General features: G+C 50.3%; 18 protein-coding genes. 12 read left to right on the forward strand and 6 right to left on the reverse strand.

Translation table 11 applies throughout. The features are described 5' to 3' along the window. Window positions 1-21: 21 nt before the first annotated feature. Genes AWQ22_RS08880 through AWQ22_RS08890 form a run of 3 tightly spaced genes read left to right on the forward strand, consistent with a single transcriptional unit; the run spans window position 22 to window position 2616 of the window. Complete coding sequence (locus tag AWQ22_RS08880) at window positions 22-612, forward strand: DUF3727 domain-containing protein (protein ID WP_030007472.1); 591 nt, start codon at window positions 22-24, stop codon at window positions 610-612. Continuing rightward, window positions 602-1690, forward strand: coding sequence for an endolytic transglycosylase MltG (gene mltG / locus AWQ22_RS08885; RefSeq protein ID WP_065710856.1), 1089 nt, complete (start codon window positions 602-604; stop codon window positions 1688-1690). Before AWQ22_RS08880 ends, mltG begins: the two co-directional genes overlap by 11 nt. Window positions 1691-1710: 20 nt before the next feature. Continuing rightward, window positions 1711-2616 carry a tRNA (5-methylaminomethyl-2-thiouridine)(34)-methyltransferase MnmD gene (locus AWQ22_RS08890; protein ID WP_065710857.1) on the forward strand — a complete coding sequence of 302 codons (906 nt, stop codon included), beginning with the start codon at window positions 1711-1713 and terminating at the stop codon, window positions 2614-2616. Here AWQ22_RS08890 and AWQ22_RS08895 read toward each other — a convergent pair. Genes AWQ22_RS08895 through AWQ22_RS08910 form a run of 4 tightly spaced genes read right to left on the reverse strand, consistent with a single transcriptional unit; the run spans window position 2567 to window position 8023 of the window. Next, the gene (locus tag AWQ22_RS08895) at window positions 2567-3697 is read right to left on the reverse strand and encodes an ABC transporter permease (protein WP_065710858.1); all 1131 of its coding nucleotides are present in this window, start codon (window positions 3695-3697) and stop codon (window positions 2567-2569) included. The genes AWQ22_RS08890 and AWQ22_RS08895 overlap by 50 nt on opposite strands. A 10-nt stretch (window positions 3698-3707) precedes the next feature. After that, a complete protein-coding gene (locus AWQ22_RS08900; protein WP_065710859.1) occupies window positions 3708-4814 on the reverse strand; it encodes an ABC transporter permease in 1107 nt (368 codons plus the stop codon). A 3-nt stretch (window positions 4815-4817) separates the two neighbouring features. Continuing rightward, complete coding sequence (locus AWQ22_RS08905) at window positions 4818-6779, reverse strand: ATP-binding cassette domain-containing protein (protein WP_232321327.1); 1962 nt, start codon at window positions 6777-6779, stop codon at window positions 4818-4820. 2 nt (window positions 6780-6781) lie between these two features. Then, on the reverse strand, window positions 6782-8023 hold the full coding sequence (locus AWQ22_RS08910; protein ID WP_065710860.1) for an HlyD family secretion protein: 1242 nt from the start codon (window positions 8021-8023) through the stop codon (window positions 6782-6784). Window positions 8024-8089: 66 nt separating this feature from the next. Here AWQ22_RS08910 and AWQ22_RS08915 point away from each other — a divergent pair, with 66 nt between their 5' ends. The 4 genes from AWQ22_RS08915 (at window position 8090) to AWQ22_RS08930 (ending at window position 10575) form a co-directional block, all read left to right on the forward strand. After that, entirely contained in the window at window positions 8090-8929 is an 840-nt protein-coding gene (locus tag AWQ22_RS08915) for a hypothetical protein (RefSeq protein ID WP_157094605.1), read from the forward strand. Next, window positions 8926-9309, forward strand: a complete 384-nt coding sequence (locus AWQ22_RS08920; protein WP_065710862.1) for a hypothetical protein — start codon at window positions 8926-8928, stop codon at window positions 9307-9309. Before AWQ22_RS08915 ends, AWQ22_RS08920 begins: the two co-directional genes overlap by 4 nt. 2 nt (window positions 9310-9311) lie before the next feature. After that, on the forward strand, window positions 9312-9944 hold the full coding sequence (locus AWQ22_RS08925) for a hypothetical protein (RefSeq protein ID WP_065710863.1): 633 nt from the start codon (window positions 9312-9314) through the stop codon (window positions 9942-9944). 124 nt (window positions 9945-10068) lie between these two features. Then, the gene (locus tag AWQ22_RS08930) at window positions 10069-10575 is read left to right on the forward strand and encodes a hypothetical protein (RefSeq protein ID WP_065710864.1); all 507 of its coding nucleotides are present in this window, start codon (window positions 10069-10071) and stop codon (window positions 10573-10575) included. A gap of 297 nt (window positions 10576-10872) precedes the next feature. Here AWQ22_RS08930 and AWQ22_RS08935 read toward each other — a convergent pair whose 3' ends face one another. After that, window positions 10873-11181, reverse strand: a complete 309-nt coding sequence (locus AWQ22_RS08935; protein WP_030007484.1) for a type II toxin-antitoxin system prevent-host-death family antitoxin — start codon at window positions 11179-11181, stop codon at window positions 10873-10875. Window positions 11182-11348: 167 nt separating this feature from the next. Between AWQ22_RS08935 and AWQ22_RS08940 the strand changes: the two genes are divergently transcribed. The 5 genes from AWQ22_RS08940 (at window position 11349) to AWQ22_RS08960 (ending at window position 16850) form a co-directional block, all read left to right on the forward strand. After that, entirely contained in the window at window positions 11349-13232 is a 1884-nt protein-coding gene (locus tag AWQ22_RS08940) for a serine/threonine-protein kinase (protein WP_232321328.1), read from the forward strand. Window positions 13233-13270: 38 nt separating this feature from the next. After that, window positions 13271-14365: a redox-regulated ATPase YchF gene (ychF, locus tag AWQ22_RS08945; protein ID WP_065710866.1), complete on the forward strand. Its 1095-nt coding sequence runs from the start codon at window positions 13271-13273 to the stop codon at window positions 14363-14365. Beyond that, complete coding sequence (locus AWQ22_RS08950; RefSeq protein WP_232321329.1) at window positions 14358-15146, forward strand: DUF6816 family protein; 789 nt, start codon at window positions 14358-14360, stop codon at window positions 15144-15146. Before ychF ends, AWQ22_RS08950 begins: the two co-directional genes overlap by 8 nt. A gap of 71 nt (window positions 15147-15217) precedes the next feature. Next, window positions 15218-16081 (forward strand): shikimate dehydrogenase, encoded by an 864-nt coding sequence (locus AWQ22_RS08955; protein ID WP_065710868.1) that lies wholly within the window; start codon window positions 15218-15220, stop codon window positions 16079-16081. A 127-nt stretch (window positions 16082-16208) separates the two neighbouring features. Further along, complete coding sequence (locus AWQ22_RS08960; RefSeq protein ID WP_012307343.1) at window positions 16209-16850, forward strand: hypothetical protein; 642 nt, start codon at window positions 16209-16211, stop codon at window positions 16848-16850. Window positions 16851-16861: 11 nt separating this feature from the next. Here AWQ22_RS08960 and AWQ22_RS08965 read toward each other — a convergent pair whose 3' ends face one another. Next, a complete protein-coding gene (locus tag AWQ22_RS08965) occupies window positions 16862-17497 on the reverse strand; it encodes an L-threonylcarbamoyladenylate synthase (protein WP_012307344.1) in 636 nt (211 codons plus the stop codon). Between the last annotated feature and the right edge of the window lie 131 nt (window positions 17498-17628).

The following is a 17628-nucleotide window of genomic DNA, read 5'->3' on the forward strand; positions in this document are numbered from 1 at the left end:
CTTTTTTGCCAGCCACTGTCTATGTCTTCGCCTTCTTTTGATTCCGGACGGGAGCTTGATGCTCAGGACATCGTTACCCTCACCGATGCCATGGGGCGATCGCTAGATTGTTACGTTGAGAATGAAATTACCCAGGATGGCACTGAATACTATTTTTTGATGCCAGTAGACCAGCCAGTGGTGATCCTCGCTTGGGACGAAGATGAAGCCGAGGAGAGCGATTTACCGGAAACGGAACTGGTTGAAGATCCAGAGGAACTTGCAGAAATTTTCCCCGATGCCAAGGCGGTACTGGCAGAACATGATTTAATCCTCCAGGATACAGCCCATGTGATGACCGTTCGTGGTGAGTTGCCCCCCCTGGAAGAGGATAAAATTCTCTCTTTAGAGATTGAAGATGATGACTTTGAAGACGAAGAGCTAGAGGCCGAAGAGTTACAGGAATTAGCGCGCTTCTACCACCTCGACCAACTGTATAGCATCTACACGCCCCTAGAGCCGATTCCTATTTTTGTGAAGGTGACTGAGGATGAAGAAATGGAGATCCTCGAACCTGGGGATCCGATGATCCAAAGTTTAGTTGATACGCTCCTGCTCCAAGATGCCGACTAATGCGCCCCCCAAAACGCAACCCTTAGCACAGCGAAAACGGGGCTTTCCTTGGTTTTCTGGGATCCTCGCCCTGACAGTGGGGATCGCCTTTTGGCAGAGTTGGGCCTGGTGGCGGTGGGCGATCGCCCCTGGGGAAAATGCTGACCAGACGGTACAACTCGACATTCCAGTTGGTACAGGCGCAGCCCAAATTGGCGAAGATTTAACGGCTTTGGGTTTAATCCAATCGCCCAAGGCATGGCAGATCTGGGTAAAGTGGCTCAGGCTCACGGATCGGGGCGGCAGTCTCAAGGCGGGCACCTATCAATTTCCGCCCAACCAAGATCTCCCGGCGATCGCCCAGCAAATTTGGTCGGGGGACGTGGTACAGACGAGCGTGACCATCCCCGAAGGTTGGACGATCCAACAGATGGCAAACCGTTTTGAAGCTCTGGGGTTTTTTCCGGCCACGGAGTTTATTGCGGCGACCCAAACCATCCCCCGCGAGCAATTTCCCTGGTTGCCAGCAGATTTAACCTCCTTAGAAGGCTTTTTATTTCCCGACACCTATTTTCTCGATACCGCCCAACCCAGTCCCCCAGCGATTATTGAGCAGATGTTAGGCCAATTTGAGGCGGTGGTCCTGCCCCTCTATGAGGCCGAAACGGTGCCTTTGGATTTGTCCCTCGCGGAATGGGTAACCCTAGCGAGCATTGTGGAAAAAGAGGCGGTGATCCCGGAGGAGCGGCCGTTAATTGCCGGGGTATTTATCAATCGCCTGGAACAGGGTATGCGCCTAGAAACAGACCCAACGGTGGAATATGGCCTGGGCATTCGCCAAACGAAGGAACAGCCCCTGACCCTTGAGCAGGTGCGCACCCCTAATCCCTACAACACCTATCTCAATGAAGGTTTACCACCAGGGGCGATCGCCTCACCGGGACTAGCCAGTTTTCGGGCCACCTCCAATCCTGAAGCGACGGACTTTTTATTTTTCGTGGCCAACTACGACGGCACCCATGTTTTCAGTGAAACCCTGGCAGAACATGAAGCCGCCACCCAACGGATCCGCGCCGCCATCGACGGTGAGACGGAATAGTTAAAAAAGCAATCGTGACGATGTCTAGCTTGGTGCCCCAGTTAACAGCCGACGGTTCCTATACGTTTTTCTCGGAGGAATTTCAGGAGCATTTTCACTCCCAGGTGGGGGCCAAACGGGAGGCTGAGGAAAAATTTCTTCTGCCCTGTCGGATCGCCGAACTCGCCCAACAACCCCAACTCCGGCTTTTGGATGTTTGCTATGGCTTGGGTCATAATACCGCAGCAGCCCTCACGGAAATTTGGCGCGTTAATCCCCACTGCCAAGTGACCTTATTTGCCCTAGAAAAAGACCAGGCGATCGCCCTCGATAGCCTTCAGCAAAATATCCTGGCGGCCTATCCCAAAACGGTAGTTTCCCTACTCCGGGAATTGAGCGAAAATCTTCAGATCGAAACAAGTCTATTCAAAGCTCAATTGCTCACAGGAGATGCACGGCAAACTATCCAACGGGTGATTCAAGCAGATTTCCAGGCTGATGCTATTTTCCTCGACCCCTTTTCACCGCCAAAATGTCCCCAGCTCTGGACGATGGAATTTCTCAATTTAGTGGCCCAATGCCTTGCCTCCGACGGCTATTTGGCGACCTATTCCTGTGCGGCGGCGGTGCGGGTGGCTCTCCAGGCAGCAGGTTTACAGCTCGGCAAAACTCCCGGTGTCGGTCGAAAGTCTCCCGGAACCCTAGCGCGGTTTATTCCTGAGAATCTGACGCCTTTGTCCCAACAGGAGCAGGAACATCTTCTCACCAATGCGGCGATCGCCTACCGCGATCCGACCCTCCGGGATGACGCAGACACAATCTTGCAGCGGCGACGGGACGAACAACAGTCCAGCCAGCGGGAATCCACGAGTCACTGGAAAAAACGTTGGTCAGCCCTCAATTCAACTGCGCCCGAAAACGATGCACACTCACCGACAACAAAATAATCGCAAACCCTAGCAATGCCAAAATATTCGGCCACAGGGAGTCAATCGCCACCCCTTTAAGAATCAAACTCCGGGCGATCGCCACATAATGGCGCAACGGATCAAACCACGAGAGAATCTGGAAAAATTTCGGCATACTCTCAATCGGGGCGATCGCCCCCGAAAGCTGGATAATTGGCGCATTAAAAAAGAATGACGTTAAGACCACCTGTTGCTGGGTGCGGGATAGAGTTGCCAGTAAAATTCCTAAACCGATACTCACAAAAACATACAGGCCAGAGAGGGCATAAAAAATCAAAAAATTGCCGCGAAAAGGCAAGTGAAAGATAAATTTTCCTATCGCCGATGCAATTAAAACATCCCCCATTAAAAGAATAAATAAGGGGATTATTTTTGCCAACAAAATCTCCCAGCCCGATGCCGGAGTCATGAGTAATTGCTCTAGTGTACCCACATCTTTTTCGCGAATGACAGTCACTGAAGAAATCAGAGAACCCGTTAATGTTAATACTAAACCAATCACTCCCGGTACAAAGAACCAACTACTGGTTAACCCCGGATTATATAAAAAACGGCTTTGGGTTTCGACGGGGGGCATTTTAAATTCAGGATTTTTTTGGCGAGTGTATTGATTTACAATTTGATTAATATAGCCATTTGTAATGCCTGCAGTATTGGCATCAACCCCATCAATAAAAACTTGTACTTCCGTTGAATTGCCTTGGTTTAAATCTCGATCAAAGTTGGGCGGAATAATTAATCCGGCGGTTAATTTACCATTCCGTACTTGCTCCTGTAACTGAGCTTCATTTTTAGGGATTGACTCAATTTGAAAGATGTCATTTTCCGTCAAGGCAGAAACAAATTCACGACTTTGGGCAGAGTTGGCGTAATCGATTAAACCTAAACTGAGGTGATCGACATTGGGGCTGAGGGCTAAACCAAAAACTAATAATTGAATCGTCGGCGGAAAAATTAACAGAAAAATAGATTGGCGATTTTTGAGGATTTGGCGAATTTCCTTGAGGGTTAATGCCCAGAAACGACCATCAAAAAAGCCTTGTAGTAAATTAATTTTCATACATCAATATTTAGTCCGATATCTGCATATTTTTCATGATTTTTGTGGCAGCCTTAAAAAGGATTAAACCAATAATCCCAACCACAATGGGTACATACCAAATACTGCGCCAACCACTACCCCGTACAAAGGCATCACGGGTGAGCAAAATGTAATAGCGAGCGGGAATAATATTGGAGATTAATGATAAGGGAAAGGGAATATTTTCTAAGCGATAAATAAATCCAGAGAGTAGAAATGAGGTTAAAAATCCGGCGATCGCCGTGCCTTGGACGGCGGCATTTTGGTTGCCACCCCGTGCGCCGATAAATAACCCGAAGGACACCGCCGCCGCGAGGTAAATACCTGTGCCGATAATTAATGGCAGGGGACTGGTTTGGAGGCGGATATGGAACAACACAAAGGAGATGGTCATCACAACAATGGTTTCGGCGATCGCCACTAGCCAGTACGCCAATCCTTTCCCTAACAGCCATTCCGTAGAACTGAGATCGGAGGCATAGACCTGCACAGCGGTTCCCTGTTCCTTTTCTCGCACGACTGCAATAGCGGCAAGCATCGACGGAAACACCCAGAAGACGACCCCAAAAATCCCCGGCACAATATACAGGGCTTCCTCCCGACCGGGATTAAACCAAATTCGCACCCGTGCTTGAATGCCTTCGGGACGCTGGGCATTGGGCAGAGTTTGGATAAAAAAGTTGGTTACCGCCCGCACGCTGTTTTGAATCACCCGCGCATTATTCACATCTGTCCCGTCAATCAACGCTTGCACCTTGGCATTGCCCGCCGCCACATCTGCCGCAAAGGTCGGGGGAATGACGATGGTCGCCTTGGCTGTGCCCCGATCCAGTGAGGATAACGGCGAAGTTCCAGCGAGGGGCGTGGGGATAAATTGATTGGTGGCAAAGAGCCGCTCCACGTAGCTGCGGCTCAGGGGCGAATTGTCGAAATCCTGAATGCTCAGGGGAATATTTTTGGTTTCTAACCGGATCGCGTAGCCATAAATTAACAACATTCCCAAGGGCAGCACCAACGCTAAAGCCACCGTGAGGCGATCGCGGCTAAATTGTGCCAGTTCCTTTTTCGCTTGGGACAAAATTCGTTTTAGGCTCATTATTTAACGTAGATCCTCCGCCCGTTGGACTGTGCCGATAAAGGAATCTTCGAGGGTAAAGGGAATGGTGCGCTGGCTATAAATTTCAATCCCTTCTTGCTGTAAGGTTTGCTGGACAAAATTTAAGTCTTGGGCGGGATTATCTAAAACGAGGTGCAGGCGATCGCCAAAAATCGACACCCGCCAATGGGCTAATTTTTCCTTGAGTAAATCCGAACTGTGCTGAATTTGGTTGGTACAAAACTCGATCAATTGTCCCGGTTGCGCCGCCTTAATTTCTGTGGGGGAACCCTGCGCCACGATCTCCCCCGCCACCATAAACGCCATCCGATTACAATTTTCCGCCTCCTCTAAATAGTGGGTCGTGACGAGGATCGCCGTCCCCTGCCGCGCAAAATCCCGAATTAAGCGCCAAAATTGCCGTCGCGCCACCGGATCCACCCCCGAAGTCGGTTCATCGAGAAATAAAATATCCGGCTCGTGCATCACCGACGCGCCAAATGCCACCCGCTGTTTCCAACCCCCCGGTAAACTGCCCGTTGTGATTTTTTCCCGACCGAGTAACCCACAGGTTTCCAACACCCACGCGATTTTTTCCCGTCGCAATTTTCGGGGAATGCCGTAAACGCCGCAATAAAATTCCAAATTTTGCTGAATACTCAGATCATCGTACAGGGTAAATTTTTGGCTCATGTACCCAAGGCGCGATCGCACCTCAGACCGATGCAAATTTTCGCTTTCGCCCGCTAACTGTATCAGTCCTGCTGTCGGTGGCAAGAGACCGCAGATCATTTTAATCGTGGTAGTTTTGCCTGCGCCGTTTGCGCCGAGGAGTCCATAAATTTCGCCGTAGTGGACATCGAAGGTGACATTTTTCACTGCCTGAAATTCCCCAAAGGTTTTTTGCAGTTGTTGGGCAGAAATGGCGAGTTTTGGAGCTTTTGGGTTGGCATTTCCCCGTTTTCGGTAATAGGGGAATGATTTATACACCGGATCTGCCCCTTGCTGCCGCAGATGGTTTACAAAGACATTTTCGAGGGTCGGTTCATTCGCCTCTAAACTTTGCACCTGAATGTTCGCAGCGGCTAGGGTTTGCGTAATATCTCGCCGGGCTTGGTCAACGTCGGGGGTCAAAATATCGAGGCGATCGCCAAAGGATTGCACATCGATCACCGTTTCCGGCGCCTGGTTGCGTAACAATTTTTCCGCTGCGGTTAAGGGAGTCGCCCGCAATTCCAAGCGATGTAACCCTAAATTTCGTTGCAATTCCCCCAGTGTGCCAAGCTGCTGAATTTCCCCCTCATAAATCAGGGCGAGGCGATGACAGCGTTCCGCCTCATCCAGATAGGGCGTTGCCGTCACAATCGTCACCCCCTGCGCCGCAATCCCCGCCAGCAAATCCCAAAACTCCCGCCGCGACACCGGATCAACCCCCGTCGTCGGCTCATCGAGCAACAAAATTTTCGGCTGGGCAATCAACGCACAACATAACGCCAGCTTCTGTTTCATCCCCCCCGACAACTGCCGCGCCAACCGATTTGGAAACTGATCCAAATTCATCAATTTCAGTAAATACCGATGGCGATCGCCAAATATCCGCTCTGGCACATTCCGTAAGCCCGCCACATAGCGTAAATTTTCCAGAATGCTCAGATCCAAATACAGCGAAAACGTTTGCGTTAAATAGCCCACATCCAAGTGGGACTCCTGCGGTGTTTTGCCGAGCATTGCCACCGTTCCCGCCGTGGCCCCCATTACCCCCGCCAAAATCTGAAACGTACTCGTTTTCCCCGCCCCATCCGGCCCAATCAGCCCAAAAATTTCCCCTGCCTTCACCGAAAAATCAATGCCCCGCACCGCCCGCACCGCGCCATAGTCTTTCCGCAGTCCCGCCACCTGAATCGTCGTTTCCCCGTAGCGTAACCCGTTGCTAAAAGTTGAATGATTGCTCGTCGCTGTCATCATCACTATCGCTGCACATTTTGGGTCGCATCCGTCAAAATCGTCGCATCCGCAGGCATTCCCGGTTTCGCAAAACCCGCTTCATTTTCAATCTGCAATTTCAAACCGAACACCTGGGTCACCCGATCATCCCGAAAATAAATATTCTCCGGCGTAAAGGAAGCCTCCGTATCAATTGCCGCCACCGTTGCCCGTAAAGGTTCCTCCGGCGCAGAGTCCAAAAACACCGCTGCCGTCTGCCCAATTTGAATCGCCCCTACTTCCTTTTCCGGAATAAAGCCCCGTAGATACACATCCCCCAAATTCACCAGGGTTAACAGGGTTTTTCCCGTCGCCACCACTTCCCCCGGTTCAGCAGTGCGGGTTAATACCACCCCATCGATGGGACTGACCAATTCTAAATCCTTGAGTTTCGCGGCAATTTCGTTGTAATTGGCTTGGGCATTTTGCACTTGGGCTTGGGCGGCATTGAGTTGGGTTTGGGCTTGGGCGAGTTGGGTTTGCAACCGTTGCACCTGTACAGCACGAATATCTGGATTGAACTGGCTGGCTTGGGTTTGGGTGAGATTTCCTTCGGCGGTTTTCACCTGTTCAGCGGCGGCAGCCACCACGGCACGGCGGGCATCGAGGTTTTCCTTCGTCGATAAATATTGGGTTTGGGCCTGTTCTAAGCGCTGCTTGGACACCACACCGGATGCGTACAATTCCTGAAAGCGATCGCCATCGGCTTTGGCAAGGGCGAGTTCTGCTTCGAGTTGTTTGACCTGAGCTTGGGCTTGGGCGAGTTGGGCTTTCGCGGCGGCAACATTGGCTTGGGCGGCATTCACCCGTCCGGTGGTGTCATCCTGGGCCTGCTGTTGGGTGAGTTGGGCTTCGGTGATCTGATTTTCAATGACGGTAATTTGCAGTTGGGCTTGGTTCACCTGTTGTTGGGCAGCGTTAATCCGTGCCTGGGCGCCATCAAGGGATGCTTGCAATTCCGCACTGTCGAGGGTGACGATAACTTGCCCCTTTTGTACCGTATCTCCTTCCCGCACGGCGATCGCCTCTATTTTCCCGCCCACCTTGGCGCTAATATTCGTTTCATAGCCTTCGATTCTGCCGCTGAGTTCGATGCCTTGGGTGGGTTCTGGACGGAGGAAATAGTTCACCAGACCAACGCCCAATCCCCCCACCAGCACGATGGGCAGCGCAATTTTAAGAAATTTTGGAATGCCTTTGTTTTGGGTCGTTGCGGCGGCAGTCATCACATTTCTAGGAGATTTTCGTCGTTAATCTAACTACCTTTCATTATGGAAGGGATAAGCCGGGGGATGGCTCAGCACGTAGTATTTCGACAAATTGCCATCGCTGATAAGGTTTATCTATTTTTGGCGACACCCGGCAAAATTCCAGGGAAAATGGTGGGCAACTTCAGGCGATCGCCCATGGCCAATCTCAAAATCCCGAAGCAAGAGTATTGCCCCTACGCCCAATATTGGGAACCGAAATCGACCCCAGAAGGTTATGTGCTCTCAGCAGAATCTCCCCAATCGAGAAGCTGGGCCGCGATGGGCTGTGCGGGTCTTTTTATTACGGTGTGGCTCGGCATTTGGTGCGGGGTTTCTTTTACGATGTTTGCGATCGCCTTAGTACAGATCTTCCAAGGCCCGACGTTGGGAGCCATATTTATGTTGCTGTTCCTAATTCCCTTTGTGGCCATTGGTGTGGGCGGACTGATTTGGGTGGGGCGACTCCTCTACCAAAAATACCGCATCAAAACTGGGGTACTGATTTTACCGACCTATCCGCTCTATGCTGGGGAAACCTATCGGGTGCGCTATCGTCGTCCCTTGCGTAACGGGCAAACAACCCAAACCGCCCTTTTATCTGCCACTTGGTTGCATTACGAATGGGTGCAATATTATCGCGGCACAGACCTCGAAACTGTGACCCACGGGCTTTCAACCCAGGCTTGTTTGGAGCGCGCCATTGGTCGGGGAGTCAAGCAACTGGAATACACAATCGATCTGACCATTCCCGCCGATGCCAAGCCGAGCATCTACGCGCCGCCCCACAATCAACTGCGCTGGGAACTTCAGGTGCGTTGTCATTTGCCCCAGGTTGTGCGGGATACATCTTTTTTTAAGTTAAGGGTGGTGAGTAGACCATGACAACGCTGAAAACGCCCATTACGCTACATCTCGACCGTGATGCAGTCAGTTTAGGCGGCAGATTATCGGGTGACTTTGTCTGGCGGTCAGAAAATCCAGACCGTTGCCCGAAAAAAGCGACGGTTTCTATCCTGTGGTCAACGGAAGGCCGAGGCAAAGGCGATCGCCACCGGGTCAGTTCCCAAATCCTTGACCAAAATATGGTGCTGAATCTCATGGGGCGAAACCATCCTTTTACGTTTGAGATTCCGTTGGATGCGCCTATTGCCTACGATGGCTTTTTATTTCGGTTGATGTGGTCTGTGGAAGTGCGGATCACGTTTCCAGGCTTGTTTAGCGACAAAGATACAGCGGTAGCTCCTTTTCAGGTATTGGCTTAGGCATGGCGACAAATCCTTACCAGGCCATCGGTTTACGGCACAATCCCTTTATCGGCACGGAACAACTGGCGCAGACGGTCACTTTTTGGCTGGATCACGGTTATTCTGAAGCGCCCTTGCCAGGGGGAAATCAATTTGTGCAAATCCTGGGGGAAAAGGGTTTCGGGAAAACGGCCCATCTGCACCATTGGCGATCGCAAACGGGGGGAAGTTATTGTTATGTGCCGCCCAATTATCTCCAGCGCTGGCAATGGCTAAAAACGGGGGCGATCGCCTATTGGGACGAAGTGGATCGCCTGCCCCTGGGGTTATTTCTGGGGGGACTGCTCCGGGTGCGTTTCCGGCGGGGGACGGTGGTGGTTGGTAGCCATGTGGATATTAGTTTTTGGGCGAAATTGGTGGGGCTAAAAACAATAACAATTCAGCTGCCGCCCCTCGACGTACCCACTTTGCAAGCTTGGGCCGCGTTCAAAATTGCGGCGGCCACCATCCCGGATCAGACTTGTCCTCTAACCCTTTCCCCAGAAAAGGCGGCGGAAATTGTGACCCAATCCCAGGGATCTTGGCGACGGGCCGCAGATTATCTCCACATCTGGGTGGCGGCGATCGCCTTTTCAAATTCACAACAAGATTGACTTAACTGTAATGGAAAAAAATTCAAGTCATCTTGTCGAGCCACTGCATCAGTAATTTGTTTGATTCACTACAAAAGTGCAGATATTCACCATCAGTTCTGTTTTTTTAAGTGGAGAAAAACCAATGACTATTTCTTTCAAAGCCCTTTCTTTCGCAACCCTCGGTACCCTTTCTTTAACTACTGGCTTCATGCTCAACGCAGCGAATGCTTCACCATTGCTCCGATCCAAGCCCCTGACTCAAATTAGTCAATCTAGACAATCCCAAACCTTTGATCTGCGACCGATTCCCGCCCAAAATATTTTTCAACCCCAGTTCGATCTGGCTGCTCCCGTTTCTCTCGTTGGTCGTTGGCAGGGGAATATGGGCAGTGTTGGCGATGATGTTTTAACTAACTTTGATGTGACGTTGTCCCCTGGGGGCAATGGTTCCTGGAAACTTTACGGTGGCCAGGGTGTGATGCAACAAGGAACCGCTTCGGCTTCACTTCAAGGGAGTAATGTCACCATTCAGCTCAATGGTTTTTCTGGGCAAACTGTCGTCCTCGAAGGCACCCTCCAAAATGGCGGCACGAAAATCTCTGGGAAATTAGCGGGCTATCCCAATAGTTTTTTCAATCTTCAGAAGTAAGACAATGTACAAATGATGCAAAATTTGGCAGCAGCACTGAAATTATCCCGCAAGATAATGGCAGTGCTGATTATTTTGTTGGCGATCGCCTCAATGTATGTATAGAGCATTACCCTCCTTTAGCAATAGCTTCATGTGGTAGGCAGAAATGGGTTAAACACAGGCACTTCCGCTTTCTCAAAATCTTCTACTCTGAGATCACGTTTGTATCCAGTAACCAGCCCTTCATAGCTCCACTTCTCTAACGGGACTCTGAACACGGGCTTTTGGCGATTTTCTGCCATTCATCCCAGACCTTCATAGCTCCACTTCTCTAACGGGACTCTGAACACCCGACGACTCAAAATCCAGGCTATTCAAAGGGGATTGAGAGAGTAGTTCGTGAATATTGGGTTGTTTCAATAAAGGTAAAAGTTTAGCGAATTGATCCGCAGCGAGGATAACAACTGCATCTTTTCCTCGTACTGTGACCAGTTGTGGATCAGCATCCCGCGCTAGACGCACCACCTCACTAAACCGGGCTTTGGCGTCTTCTAATTTCCAAGTCTGAAGATTCTCTAAACTGTGGACTACCGCATCGCCAGAAGAAACCGAAAATGAAGTCATTTTTCTTACCTGACTATATCTAGTTAGATACTAACCTAGAGGCGATCGCCTTGTAGATTGCACCTAAGGGATCTACAAAAATCTCCGGAAAAATAGGGAATCAATTTTCACTTTGGAAATTACAGGGACTATCCCCGTTAGTTTACGGGGAAAGTTTTAACGGAACGATGGCTTCCTGCCACAATGGAAAGGTTTCTGTGCGATCGCCACTGATGATTCTTTGCCTGAATCCCACTTGTTCCCAACCCCGTAACCCTGATCAGGGGAAATTTTGCATGGCCTGTGGTCAACCCCTGGTGTTAGGCGATCGCTATATAGTCCGGCAAGTTCTGCACCAAGGAACTAAGGGACGCACCCTCTTGGGCATTGACCGGGGCACTTTTCCCGAAAGTTATTGCATTCTTAAGCAAGTTTTTCTGACCCAGAGCGTGCAGGCTCAGCAGTTTGTGGAAATGTTCCAGGAGAATGCGGCGCGGTTAAAAACGTTAGGCGATCGCCCGGAATTTCCGACGGTTTTAGGGCTATTTTTACCGGAACATTGGCATCAAATCACGATTCCACCGACCCTTGTGTTTGAAAAAATTGCTGGGGAAAGTTTACGGCAGCGGCTCGATCTTATGGGGCCATTCTCCGAGGCAAAATTACGGGAGTTTCTCCAGGACATTCTCCCTTTAGTGCAGTTGATCCATGACCACGGGCTCATTCACCGGGATCTGAATCCGGATAATCTTCTGTTTACTCCAGCACAGCATTGGGCGATCGTCGATTTTACGGCGGCGAAGGTGACCTCAAAAATGGCCAGCGCGGAACCCGGCACCCTAATCGGTTCGGGAATTTACACCGCCCCAGAGCAACTGCGGGGTCAAAGTTATCCTGGCAGCGATCTTTACAGCCTGGGGGTGATCTGTCTGGAACTGCTCACCTCAATTCATCCCTTTGATCTCTACAGTGTGCGCGAAAATCGCTGGGTCTGGCGGGATTATCTCACAATACCGATTAGCAATAATCTGGGCCACTTGCTGGATCAAATGCTGGCTGAAGCCGTTGGCGATCGCCCCCAATCTGCCCAGGCGATCCTCGATCAACTTTTCCCAACCGCCAGACCAGTCACCCCAAAACCGATACCACGAGTTGCCCCCGAACCGCCTCAAATTATTTCCCTAATTGAACCCAGCCCCGTGCCCCAATGGTATTGTTTTCGCACCTTTACGGGTCACCACGCCTATATCACCGCTTTGCAGTTTGCTCCAGATGGTCAGTTCCTTGCCAGTGCTGCCGCGGATCAAACCATTCGCCTCTGGGATCTAGACCGCCGCCGGGAGTCTCGTTGTTTGCGGGGGCACCGGGGAATTATTTCTGGATTAGCCTTTTGGGGCGATCGCCTCATTTCTGGCAGTTGGGACTACACCATTCGTCTCTGGAATTGGCAACAGGGAGAACAGACCGCTTGTCTCCAGAAAAGATCGACTTGGATTCAGGGGCTTGCTTGCTGGGAAAAAACAGGGCAATTAGCCACTTTGGGGGCCGATCAAGAAATCGTTGTCTGGGATTTAACGACACAAAAAATTCTCTACACTTTTACCGTATCGGGTGCTCAACTGATCCGAGCATCCCAGACGAAAAACCAGCTCTGGCTCGCCCAGGGAAATCATTTAACTTGCTATGAACAAAGCCAGTCTGTTCAAACTCTCCCGGAACATCAGGGAGACATTCTTGATTTTCAAGTCAGTGCCGATGGTCAATTTTTAATCAGTATCGCCACGGATCGGACCCTCAAAATTTGGCCCCTCGCTTCTGATTACACACCCAAAATTCTTCGGCCAGTCATTCCCTTTACCCAATTGGCGATCGCTCCAAACCAGCGCTTTTTTGCCGGCGGCGATCGCCAAGGAAACCTTTCCCTCTGGCAACTCGGTCAGGAACAACCTTTCGTCGAACTAGTTGCCCACAGTGGTGAAATAAAGGCGATCGCCATTGCCCCAGACAGTCAGATTATTGCCACCGCTGCCGCCGATAAAACCATTAAACTCTGGCGATTCGGGATACAATGACCACCGAGCAAAAACAAGAATTTAAAACATAAAGCCCCATGCTACGAGCCGGAATCGTCGGACTGCCCAACGTTGGAAAATCCACCCTTTTTAATGCCCTCTGTGAAAATGCCAAAGCAGACGCGGCCAACTTTCCTTTTTGTACCATCGAGCCCAATGTGGGGGTGGTGGCGGTTCCCGATGGGCGTCTTGATGTCCTCGCCGATATTTCCAAATCCGCCAAAATTGTCCCCACCCGCATCGAATTTGTCGATATCGCTGGCTTGGTAAAAGGGGCAAGCCAAGGGGAAGGTTTGGGCAATCAGTTCCTCGCTAATATCCGTGAAGTGGATGCGATCGTCCATGTGGTGCGCTGTTTCGACGACGATGACATCATCCATGTGTCCGGTTCCGTTGACCCGATCCGCGACATTGAAGTGATTAGCCTAGAGTTGATCCTCGCTGATTTGGCCCAGGTGGAAAAACGCCTCGACCGCGCCCGCAAACAAGCCAAGAGTCGCGCCAAGGAAGCTCTGTTGGAAGTGGCCGTTTTAGAAAAGATTTTGCCCGTCCTTGAAGATGGTCGTCCGGCCCGGGAAGTGGAATTGGATGAAGAGGAAGAACTCGCGATCAAAGCCCTCGGTTTGCTGACCCGTAAGCCTGTAATCTATGCGACAAATGTTTCTGAGGAAGATCTCGCCGATGGTAATGCTTGGGTAGAACAGGTCAGGGAGTTAGCCCAAGGGGAAAACGCCCAGGTGGTCGTGGTTTCGGCCCAGGTGGAAGCAGAATTAGTGGAATTAGACGCCGCCGAAAAGAAAGATTTCCTCGAATCCCTCGGCGTAGAAGAAGGGGGGCTGCAATCTCTCATTCGCGCCACCTATGAACTGTTGGGTTTACGAACCTATTTCACCACTGGCCCAGAAGAAACCCGCGCTTGGACGATCCATGTGGGCATGAAAGCGCCCCAGGCCGCCGGGGTAATTCACACAGACTTTGAACGGGGCTTTATCCGGGCGGAAACGGTGGCCTATCAAGATTTGGTGGATTGTGGGGCAATGCCTGCGGCCAAGGAAAAGGGCCTAGTGCGTGCGGAAGGAAAAGAATACTTAGTCCAGGAAGGGGATGTAATGTTATTTCGTTTTAATGTCTAGGGAAATGGTCAAGGTTTGGGGGAAGGTTCTTGTTCTGGGTTTGTTGATTTGGTTTTTGGGGTGGAGTCCGGTTTGGGCTGAATCCCTAGGCGATCGCCTTGATCATTATCCCCAGTGGCAGGATTTACCAAGCTTGAATCCGGTGCAAACTGGAAAAGATCTGATTTATCCGGATTGGTTTGCGGGCACCTGGCAGGTGACGAGTACCCTGATCGACCAAGTGGCTCCCCTCGCGCCGGATTTAGTGACACCTGGCTTTGCTGCTAACGAAACGTTAATTGGTCAGCCTTTTGTGTTTCGGGTTCGGTTTCAACTCCAGACGAACTTTTTGGTAAAACCTTTATCTTTGCCGAGGCAGACTGGGGCGGCGATTGTGGCAGACCGGGCGTTTAATGGTGCTGAAATTGCCCAGGCTTATCTAGGCGAAAAAACGGTACAAAAAGTAGAAGTCGATCCCCAACATCCCAACCGCCAGTTAACGATTTTAAAAGGCGATCGCCGCCTCATTTCCACTGTCACAGGCCGCGCCCAAGCTCAACCTAAACCCGACCAGTTTTTCAGTAGTGAACTCACCCAACAGCAATTTCAAAGTAGCGAGCAAATCTACCTGAATCGCGTTGAAACAACGACGGATTATCAACAGCTTGACTCCGATCATGTTACAGCCAATCAAGTAACTGCGATTTATTTGTCTCCCAGTGATCCAGACTTTTTCCAGGCCCAAAATAAACCTGTAGCCCTTTACCATTACCATTTAGATTTAACGAAAATTTCTGAATAAATCAGGAATTTTAAACACGTTTCAGAACGATTTTTAATACAAAGCTAATCTTTTAAAAATTAAGGTGAATCATGAAAATTCTTGGCACAACAAAACTCCTCGGTGTGATTGGGGATCCGGTTAAACATTCCTTCTCGCCGATCATGCACAATGCGGCGATCGCCGAACTGGGAGTGGATTATGTTTATCTCGCGTTTCCGGTAGCAGGCGCGGCTCTAAAAACGGCCCTGGATGGGTTTTGGGCGATTGATCTCCAAGGATTTAGCATTACCATTCCCCACAAACAGTCAATCATGGCGCACCTAGAGGCGATCGCCCCGGAGGCTGAACTGGTGGGCGCGGTGAATACCGTTTGGCGCACGGCAACGGGTTGGCAGGGGACAAATACAGATGTGGCGGGCTTTGTGGCTCCTTTGCAGACGTTGGAACGGGACTGGTCGAACGTCACCCCGGTGATCCTCGGCAATGGCGGTGCGGCGCGGGCAGTGGTAGTCGGTTGTCATCAACTGGGTTGTCCGCAGATCCATGTCTTGGGTCGTGATCCCGAAAAATTGGCGCAATTTAGCGAAAGTTGGCAAAATACGCCCCTGGCGGGCAAGGTACAAACCCATCTTTGGGGCGATCGCCAACGGCTAATTCCCCAGGCCCAACTGCTGGTCAATGCCACTCCCATTGGGATGTCTCCCCAAGTAGATGCGTCTCCAGTCAGTGACGAATTAATGGCCAATCTTCCCCCAGGGGCGATCGCCTACGATTTAATTTATACACCTTCTCCTACCCAGTTTCTTAAACAAGCCCAGGCCCAGGGCGCAGCAATTATTGACGGGAGCGAAATGTTGGTCCAGCAAGGGGCGATCGCCTTAGAAAAATGGCTTGGTCAACCGGTTCCTGTCGATACCATGCGTCAAGCGTTACTTAATCATCTCGCTCGGTAAAATCAGAACCAGACAGATCTATCGGTTCCTCGATCAAAACTGCGTATGATAAAAGCATCTCCCTTGGCTAGGCCAGGGCCAACTCTCCCACTCTTCCTCGCCAGGCACTCACAAAAGATAAATTCCCATGGGCCTATACAAAAGAGTCTATAGAATCCAGAGCATCAGTCCTTCTGACCTCGTGCTCAAACAAGGCATTGATAAAAACACAGCGATAATCCTTGCCTTCGTGCCAACCCTCGCGATTATTTTATGGCCAATTTCTGATTTTTTGGGCTATCGCTATGCCGTTTATCTTGTGGGTTTATTTATCTATACTTTTATCTTTTTTCCCTTTTATCTTATGCCCTACGCTCGCTATCTAAAAGTAGATGCCGATGCGAACCAAATTATTTATTTAGAAGCCTATTTAATACAACTCTTTAAGCGGGGCCGCCCTTGGTTTCAATTCTTGCCCCAACCCAAGGTTTACGCCCTCAAAATTCCCCAACTCAAAGCACTCCACGTTACTCAATACGACACCCTGCGTTTCTTGGGCAAAGGAGAAAAAATTCTCTTTCCAGATTTTAAATTCGATAATATCTACGAATTAACGCGTACAGTGGTGCGAATTTTCCCCCTCCTGGAAGCGGAAGTTTGGGTTAACCCTTGGGAAGGGAATTATGGCAATCCCTACACCTACCTCCGCCGTAAATTAAAAGGGGCAAATATTATGTTTTTAACGGGCAGTTCTGGCTCAGAGCTGTTGGGTGATGATGAGCAACTGTGAACGACAAGCTTTTATTTCCGCAGGTGGGAAGGCAATTCGATGTGGGGAATGATCTCCCGCAAATCATCAAAGGACACCAGACCAAAATTCAAAATGGTCGGTAAAGGCAAGTGGCAATCAATGAGGGTAGTGCGGATGCGTTCCTTGGCCTTGCCGCCATCGATAATGAGTGAAACTTGTTGCCCAAAAAAGGCTTCAGCGGTTTTTGCATCATTTGCACGCATCTCACTCCCTAAACTTGCGGTGCCAGCGGCAATGGGAAAAGGAGCTTGGGCGGCGAGGTCGTAGATAAATTGGTCAGGACAGGACACAAAAACCTCACTATGACCAGCAGTTACGCCTTCAGCCAAGTTGTTGCGGTGGGGAAGAATAACGCTAATGGGATAGGGAAATTGATTGACGAGGGTTTGGGCCTCGGCACTGAGGATGCCGTATTCAGGCACCTTTGGGGGCGTTAAGAGAAGGGTCAGGGGCTTGCGGGGCTCCCAGCCTTTGAGTTCGTGGATCTGATTGGTCGCCTGGGGATTTAGGGCATTGGCAATGAGCAGATACACCACGTCGGTATGGATCACGACGACCTGCCCACGGTCTAGTTGTTCGATGATGGGGGCGATCGCCTGGGGAGATTTGGGCAAAAATGTTGCCATAGTAATTGCACCTAGCTATTTTTTCCATCCTAAGTGATGCAATTGCTGCATGATGCGTTTTTCGCATTAAAATATTTAATTTTTCGCATATCTAATCTAAATGGCAGCGAGGCTCGCCCTTTCTCAAGGCC

Origin of the sequence: Picosynechococcus sp. PCC 7117 (genome assembly GCF_001693275.1) — a bacterium.
Taxonomy (GTDB): domain Bacteria; phylum Cyanobacteriota; class Cyanobacteriia; order Cyanobacteriales; family MRBY01; genus MRBY01.

Bases quoted from the DNA above. Each gene is read 5' to 3' on its own strand.
- AWQ22_RS08880 (WP_030007472.1), top strand. From the start codon at position 22: ATGTCTTCGCCTTCTTTTGATTCCGGACGGGAGCTTGATGCTCAGGAC.
- mltG (WP_065710856.1), top strand. From the start codon at position 602: ATGCCGACTAATGCGCCCCCCAAAACGCAACCCTTAGCACAGCGAAAA.
- AWQ22_RS08890 (WP_065710857.1), top strand. From the start codon at position 1,711: ATGTCTAGCTTGGTGCCCCAGTTAACAGCCGACGGTTCCTATACGTTT.
- AWQ22_RS08895 (WP_065710858.1), bottom strand. From the start codon at position 3,697: ATGAAAATTAATTTACTACAAGGCTTTTTTGATGGTCGTTTCTGGGCA.
- AWQ22_RS08900 (WP_065710859.1), bottom strand. From the start codon at position 4,814: ATGAGCCTAAAACGAATTTTGTCCCAAGCGAAAAAGGAACTGGCACAA.
- AWQ22_RS08905 (WP_232321327.1), bottom strand. From the start codon at position 6,779: ATGATGACAGCGACGAGCAATCATTCAACTTTTAGCAACGGGTTACGC.
- AWQ22_RS08910 (WP_065710860.1), bottom strand. From the start codon at position 8,023: ATGACTGCCGCCGCAACGACCCAAAACAAAGGCATTCCAAAATTTCTT.
- AWQ22_RS08915 (WP_157094605.1), top strand. From the start codon at position 8,090: ATGGCTCAGCACGTAGTATTTCGACAAATTGCCATCGCTGATAAGGTT.
- AWQ22_RS08920 (WP_065710862.1), top strand. From the start codon at position 8,926: ATGACAACGCTGAAAACGCCCATTACGCTACATCTCGACCGTGATGCA.
- AWQ22_RS08925 (WP_065710863.1), top strand. From the start codon at position 9,312: ATGGCGACAAATCCTTACCAGGCCATCGGTTTACGGCACAATCCCTTT.
- AWQ22_RS08930 (WP_065710864.1), top strand. From the start codon at position 10,069: ATGACTATTTCTTTCAAAGCCCTTTCTTTCGCAACCCTCGGTACCCTT.
- AWQ22_RS08935 (WP_030007484.1), bottom strand. From the start codon at position 11,181: ATGACTTCATTTTCGGTTTCTTCTGGCGATGCGGTAGTCCACAGTTTA.
- AWQ22_RS08940 (WP_232321328.1), top strand. From the start codon at position 11,349: ATGGCTTCCTGCCACAATGGAAAGGTTTCTGTGCGATCGCCACTGATG.
- ychF (WP_065710866.1), top strand. From the start codon at position 13,271: ATGCTACGAGCCGGAATCGTCGGACTGCCCAACGTTGGAAAATCCACC.
- AWQ22_RS08950 (WP_232321329.1), top strand. From the start codon at position 14,358: ATGTCTAGGGAAATGGTCAAGGTTTGGGGGAAGGTTCTTGTTCTGGGT.
- AWQ22_RS08955 (WP_065710868.1), top strand. From the start codon at position 15,218: ATGAAAATTCTTGGCACAACAAAACTCCTCGGTGTGATTGGGGATCCG.
- AWQ22_RS08960 (WP_012307343.1), top strand. From the start codon at position 16,209: ATGGGCCTATACAAAAGAGTCTATAGAATCCAGAGCATCAGTCCTTCT.
- AWQ22_RS08965 (WP_012307344.1), bottom strand. From the start codon at position 17,497: ATGGCAACATTTTTGCCCAAATCTCCCCAGGCGATCGCCCCCATCATC.